The following is a 6,628-nucleotide window of genomic DNA, read 5'->3' as shown; positions in this document are numbered from 1 at the left end:
GACGAAATTTGTCCTTTCTCGAGCTTAGCTTTTCTTCAACCCACTACAGTTGACAAAGAGCCTGAAATATTATACACCATTTGAGCAAAAATATAAAGTCTTTTGAACTTTTTTACAAAAATAAAAATCAGTAGACTCGAGTTCCTACTGATTTTTGATAGAGTTCGTTTGGATTATGCAGCCAAAACTTTGCGTCCTTTACGACGACGAGCTGCCAATACGCGACGACCGTTTTTAGTTGACATACGGTTACGGAATCCGTGTTTGCGCGCACGACGAAGTTTACTTGGTTGATAAGTACGTTTCACGATGAATACCTCCTCATAGATTTTGTATTCGTTTAGCCGGCTATAAAGTGATCAGTTACTAAACATACTTTACTATTCTATCTGATTCTTTCACTTTTGTCAATAGCTCTAGACAAATGTTTCCAGCTTTTTAACGCTTTTTCTGATGTAAGCCCTATCTGCGATACTGTTTCAAGAAACGAGTCATCTTTTCTTGGATTTGAGCCAACTCATCAACACGAGGAAGGTAAACGATACGGAAATGGTCTGGTTCCTGCCAGTTAAAGCCTCGACCATGAACCAAGAGAACCTTTTCCTGCTTCAAGAAATCAAGGACAAACTGCTCATCATCATCGATACGGTACATATTGCGGTCGATTTTAGGGAAGATATAGAGCCCCGCTTTTGGTTTAACAGCAGAGAGACCTGGAATATCTTGAATAGCATTGTAGATGAAATTTCTTTGCTCGTAAATTCGTCCACCAGGAAGGAGCAATTCATCAACTGATTGGTGACCACCCAAGGAAGTTTGTACGACTTGTTGGGCTAGGACGTTAGAGCAGAGACGCATATTGGACAGCATATTGAGCCCTTCGATATAGCCTTTAACATGTGTCTTAGGTCCAGACAAGACCATCCAACCCACACGGAAACCAGCGATACGGTGCGATTTTGACAGACCATTCATACTGACACAGAAAACATCAGGTGCCAAGCTAGCCACAGGCGTATGCACATGTCCATCCATGACCATGCGGTCATAGATTTCATCCGCAAAGATGATCAAATCGTTTTGACGGGCAATCTCAATGATTTCCAGCAAGAGTTCCTTAGGATAAAGGGCTCCAGTTGGGTTGTTTGGATTGATAAGGACGATTGCCTTGGTATTGGAAGTAATTTTTGACTTGATATCGTCAATATCTGGATACCATTCTGCAGCTTCATCACAGATATAGTGAACGGCATTTCCTCCAGCTAGACTGACAGCGGCCGTCCAGAGAGGATAGTCTGGCATTGGCACCAAGACCTCATCCCCATTGTCCAAAAGCCCCTGCATGGACATGACGATCAACTCACTGACACCATTTCCAAGGTAAATATCATCAATATCTACGTTTGGAAATTTCTTCAATTGGCAATACTGCATGATAGCCTTACGGGCTGAGAAAATCCCTTTGGAGTCAGAATATCCTTCACTATCACGCGCATTCATAATCAAGTCATGAATGACCTCGTCTGGCGCTGTAAAGCCAAATTCTGCTGGATTTCCTGTATTTAGACGTAAAATCTTTTCTCCGTTTGCTCGCATCCGCATGGCTTCTTCCAAAACAGGACCACGGATATCATAAGAAACATGCTCTAACTTACTAGACTTATTATATTCTTTCATCTTGTTTCCTCAATTCATCAGGATAATAACATTATACCACTAGAAAGAGAATGCGACAAGTTTACTGGAACGTATTACTAAAATCCTACAGAAGAAAAACCTCACTAAAGAGCAAGGTCAAGACAGGGGAGATAGCAGGAATTTTGCCAAAGACAGATCACATACCAAAAGATAAACCTAGAAAAAGCAAGCCTAGAAAGGAGTCATAAAGAAGATTGAACATGAGGAAAAGCCTCCATATCATCAAGTAATCTAAGCGTCCACTTCTTTTTGCAACTAGGAATAAGATTACATGGTAGAGTAGATGAAAGACTAAAAAGCCGATAAAATCTGGATAAAGAAGCGGTACTAGACTCTCTAACTGCCAGATCATGACAACCTCTACCAAGACTGACACTAGGATAATTCTATAATAAAAGAAATTTGATTTTTTTGTTTCTTGAAAATAGTTTTTCATCATTCTCCCTCCCTTCACTTCTTTCCTGCTATCCTTTCTTTTATTTTATCATATATTTATATAGTTTTTAATCGCTAACATTCTTTTGAAAAATACTTTTTTTGCTTTACTTCTATAGTGAAAAGGTTTACAATTATAGTAAGAAAATTTCAGGAGGTTTCATTATGGCACAACGTTACCAAAATATTATGGTCGCAATCGATGGTTCTAAGGAAGCGGACTTAGCTTTTGTCAAGGGAGTTCATTCTGCTCTACGAAACGACGCTAAACTCACCATCGCACATGTCATTGACACACGCGCTCTCCAAAGTGTATCCACCTTTGATGCTGAAGTTTACGCAGAACTCCAAGAAGACGCTGAAAGCATGATGAAAGAGTACGAAAAACGTGCTAAAGATGCTGGTGTGGCAGATGTTCATATCGTCATTGAAATGGGAAATCCAAAGACCCTCTTGGCACGTACTATTCCAGATGCTGAGGAAGTGGACCTCATCCTCGTTGGCGCAACTGGTCTCAACGCCTTTGAACGCCTCTTGGTCGGCTCTTCATCTGAATACATTCTCCGCCATGCTAAGGTTGATTTGCTGGTGGTGAGAGAACAAGAAAAAACCTTATAATCATCAAGAAAAGGAGCTCAGAGCTCCTTTTTGTTTACTGTTTATACTCTTCGAAAATCTCTTCAAACCACGTCAGCTTCACCTTGGATTATATATGTGACTGACTTCGTCAGTTCTATCTGCAACCTCAAAACAGTGTTTTGAGCAGCCTGCGGCTAGCTTCCTAGTTTGCTCTTTGATTTTCATTGAGTATTATTTCTCTCTTTATGGCGTTCGTAAGCCTTGAGCTGGCGCTGCAGTTCCTTTTTAATAGCAGGTTCTGGAGCATATTTTTCTTCCCAATCATCTGGTTTTAAGATTTTGTGGGTCACTGGATCAAAATGAGCCTTGCCATCTGGGAAAATTTTCCCCATATTAGCCTGATGGACAATGTCAAAAATACGTTCTGGGTCCACTCCCATCAAGACAAAACTACCGTAGGTGAAGTAAAGTGTGTCAATCAAGGCATCAACTTGCCCTATCAAATCTTGCTGGGCAGGTGTCTTCTTAGCTACTTTATCTGCTGCCTTATCAAGAGCTTGATGAAGTTGCGATACAGCTTGACCAAAGTCTTCTTCAGAAGGACTGGCAGCTCGAACAAACTCCACCAATTCTTCTATTTTAAAACCAGCCCTATGGGTTGCACCTTCTAAATCCCAAGCTCGAGGTTCTTCTTGGGTCCGTTCGTCCATCATGTGATGGAAGGTCTTGACCTTATTGAAATGATAGTCACGGCTGACAAAGACTTTTTCTGAAGCTAGAACACCAAAATGTTCCAAGGCCTTGTGGATTCCATCTTGCTGATTGCTAGTAGTGATGTGCTTGGCTACTTCCTTGACACTGCTACTACCATTTCCCATAGCGACCGACATACCAACACCCGCCAGCATTTCTAGGTCGTTATCTGAGTCACCAAAGGCCATCACTTGGTTGAGATCAAAGCCATATTCTTTTCCAACTCGGCGAATGCCTTCCAATTTAGAGTTTCCTTGATTGATGACATCTGCTGCAAATGGATTGCTACGTGTCAATTTCAAGTCTTCAAAATCAGCTGCCGCCTTCTCAGATTCTTCTGGCGTCATCAGCATCAAAACTTGGTAGATAGGCTGATTCATCAGGTGAAGCAGGTCTTCTTCCTTTTGGGGAACAACCTTGCTGACCATACGATTAAAGGAATGACTCACCGTCCGAGTTAAAACAGAGGGAACGAAGCGACTGATTCGTTGAGAAAAAGAACCCAGACCAAAGGACATGATTTTGGAACCCAGCATGGCATCCTTGGTCCCTAGGGCAATCTCCTTGCCTTCTTTTTTAGCATACGAAATGAGATGGCGCAAATGTAACTTGGAAATAGGGCTCGTGAACAAGACTCTGTCTTTATTAAAAATATACTGGCCATTGTAGGTTACCGCAAAATCCAGGTCCAAATCGTCCATCAATTCCTTAACAAAAAAAGGTCCTCGTCCCGTTGCTACACCAACTAGCACCCCTTGCTCTTTAACAATCTTAATCGCGTCCTTAGTGGATTTCAAAACACTCTTGCGATCGTTAACCAAGGTTCCATCGATATCAAAAAAAACCGCTTTGACTTCCATCCTATCCCAATCTCCCCTTTTGTGATACAATGATTATACCACATTTCAGAAAGAGTGAGTAAATCATGCCTAAGAAAATCCTTGTTTTACATACTGGCGGAACTATTTCCATGCAGGCCGATGCTTCTGGCGCTGTTGTGACTAGTTCAGATAATCCCATGAACCATGTGTCCAATCCTCTTGAAGGAATCCAAGTCCACGCCTTGGACTTTTTTAACCTGCCAAGCCCCCATATCAAACCCAAGCATATGCTGGCCCTCTACCAGAAAATTAAAGAGGAAGCTGCTAACTACGATGGTGTAGTGATTACACACGGAACCGATACTTTAGAGGAAACAGCCTATTTCCTTGATACCATGGAAGTTCCCCATATGCCTATCGTTCTAACAGGGGCCATGCGTAGCTCCAACGAACTCGGCAGTGATGGTGTTTATAACTATCTGAGTGCTTTGCGGGTGGCTAGCGATGACAAGGCTGCTGACAAAGGGGTTTTGGTTGTTATGAACGATGAAATCCACGCTGCCAAGTATGTTACCAAAACACATACGACCAATGTCAGTACCTTCCAAACTCCTACTCATGGCCCCCTTGGTCTGATTATGAAACAGGAAATTCTCTACTTTAAAACAGCTGAACCTCGTGTTCGCTTTGACCTCGATCATATACAAGGCTTGGTACCTATCATCTCAGCATATGCCGGTATGACAGATGAGCTGATTGATATGCTGGATTTGGAACAATTGGACGGCTTGATTATCCAAGCCTTCGGAGCGGGCAACATTCCCAAGGAAACGGCTCAAAAATTAGAAATCCTTCTGCAGAGAGGAATCCCAGTCGCCCTAGTTTCACGATGCTTTAACGGTATAGCGGAACCTGTTTATGCCTACCAAGGTGGAGGCGTGCAGTTGCAAAAAGCAGGTGTCTTTTTTGTTAAAGAACTTAACGCCCAAAAAGCTCGCTTGAAACTCCTCATCGCCCTCAATGCTGGACTAACAGGACAGAATTTGAAAGACTATATGGAAGGCTAAGTCTCTTCTCCAGAAAGCAAAATCAGGAAATCTTCACGATTCCCTGATTTTTTCTATTTCCGTTTTCGTGTTGAACGACGTTCTGTTAATCCATGCGGTAGTAGAACTTCACGTTCTTCCAACTCTTCCTTGTGCATAATTTTAGTCAACATACGCATACTAATGGCACCAAGGTCATAAAGAGGTTGGGCAATAGTTGTCAAGTTTGGACGGGTAAAGCGAGACACTTGTGAATCATCACTAGTAATGATTTCAAACTCTTCTGGTACTGACACACCGTGATCAGCCAAACCATTCAAGACACCTGCTGCCAACTCATCACCTGTTACAACTGCTGCAGTTGCATTTGATGAAATCAAGCGTTCTGCCAAGGCATAGCCATCTTCATAAGTGTATTTAGACTCAAATACCAATCCTTCACTATAAGAAATACCTGCTTTTTTCGAGGCTTCCTTGTAGCCAACCAAACGAACCTTACCATTGATATCATCCACTAGTGGACCGCTAACAAAAGCAATGCGCTCATTTTCTTTCGCAAGGTAGCTCACTGCCTCAATCGTAGCTTGTTTGTAGTCAATATTGACACTTGGAAGCTGATGTTCTACATCCACAGTTCCTGCAAGAACAACTGGTGTCCGAGAACGAGAAAACTCTGAACGAATTTTTTCAGTCAAGTGGTAACCCATAAAAATGATACCATCCACTTGCTTAGAAAACAGTGTATTGACAACTGAAACTTCCTTGTCATCATCCTCATCACTATTGGCAAGGACGATATTGTACTTGTACATTTCAGCGATATCATCAATCCCTTTAGCAAGCGTTGAGAAATAACCATTGGTGATATTTGGGATCACGACACCGACAGTGGTTGTCTTTTTGCTTGCAAGACCACGCGCCACGGCATTTGGACGGTAATCCAAACGATCAATCACCTCAAGCACTTTTTTACGAGTATTCTCTTTTACATTCTTATTGCCATTGACTACACGGCTAACCGTCGCCATTGAAACTCCTGCTTCACGGGCGACATCATAAATCGTTACTGTATCGTCTGTATTCATTCCATTTCCTTTCTATATCATACCTCACGAGACTCTAAAAAGAGACGGTATGAAAATTTCGTTTTCATGATTCTACTTATTCCATTTTATCACTATTTGTAAACACTTTCAAGCGTTTTTTGAAGATTGTTTGAAAAAAATTTCATACCGTAACTTCTCAAAGTAACTTCCACCTCTCTCCCAAAACTGGAAGTTAGTCTCAGACGACGAA

General features: G+C 41.9%; 7 protein-coding genes. 2 read left to right on the top strand and 5 right to left on the bottom strand.

Translation table 11 applies throughout. The features are described 5' to 3' along the window. Positions 1 to 173: 173 nt before the first annotated feature. The 3 genes from rpmH to ADI86_RS07505 form a co-directional block, all read right to left on the bottom strand. Positions 174 to 308, bottom strand: coding sequence for a 50S ribosomal protein L34 (gene rpmH, locus ADI86_RS07515; RefSeq protein ID WP_000831905.1), 135 nt, complete (start codon positions 306 to 308; stop codon positions 174 to 176). 154 nt (positions 309 to 462) lie between these two features. Further along, the gene (locus ADI86_RS07510; protein ID WP_049532437.1) at positions 463 to 1,677 is read right to left on the bottom strand and encodes a pyridoxal phosphate-dependent aminotransferase; all 1,215 of its coding nucleotides are present in this window, start codon (positions 1,675 to 1,677) and stop codon (positions 463 to 465) included. A gap of 157 nt (positions 1,678 to 1,834) precedes the next feature. Then, positions 1,835 to 2,137 (bottom strand): hypothetical protein, encoded by a 303-nt coding sequence (locus tag ADI86_RS07505; protein ID WP_049532436.1) that lies wholly within the window; start codon positions 2,135 to 2,137, stop codon positions 1,835 to 1,837. A 161-nt stretch (positions 2,138 to 2,298) separates the two neighbouring features. Here ADI86_RS07505 and ADI86_RS07500 point away from each other — a divergent pair, with 161 nt between their 5' ends. Next, positions 2,299 to 2,751, top strand: a complete 453-nt coding sequence (locus tag ADI86_RS07500; protein WP_049532435.1) for a universal stress protein — start codon at positions 2,299 to 2,301, stop codon at positions 2,749 to 2,751. Between the two features lie 182 nt (positions 2,752 to 2,933). Here the strand turns inward: ADI86_RS07500 and ADI86_RS07490 are convergent, their stop codons facing one another. Next, a complete protein-coding gene (locus ADI86_RS07490) occupies positions 2,934 to 4,325 on the bottom strand; it encodes a Cof-type HAD-IIB family hydrolase (protein ID WP_049532433.1) in 1,392 nt (463 codons plus the stop codon). 65 nt (positions 4,326 to 4,390) lie between these two features. On the opposite strand from ADI86_RS07490, the gene ADI86_RS07485 reads away from it, so the two are divergent. Continuing rightward, a complete protein-coding gene (locus ADI86_RS07485; RefSeq protein ID WP_049532432.1) occupies positions 4,391 to 5,353 on the top strand; it encodes an asparaginase in 963 nt (320 codons plus the stop codon). Between the two features lie 53 nt (positions 5,354 to 5,406). Here ADI86_RS07485 and ccpA read toward each other — a convergent pair whose 3' ends face one another. Then, positions 5,407 to 6,417 carry a catabolite control protein A gene (ccpA, locus tag ADI86_RS07480; protein ID WP_049532431.1) on the bottom strand — a complete coding sequence of 337 codons (1,011 nt, stop codon included), beginning with the start codon at positions 6,415 to 6,417 and terminating at the stop codon, positions 5,407 to 5,409. Between the last annotated feature and the right edge of the window lie 211 nt (positions 6,418 to 6,628).

Source organism: Streptococcus pseudopneumoniae (assembly GCF_001074975.1).
Classification (GTDB): domain Bacteria; phylum Bacillota; class Bacilli; order Lactobacillales; family Streptococcaceae; genus Streptococcus; species Streptococcus pseudopneumoniae_D.
Note: the sequence above shows the minus strand (reverse complement) of the source record. Positions and strands in the feature narration are given on the sequence as shown.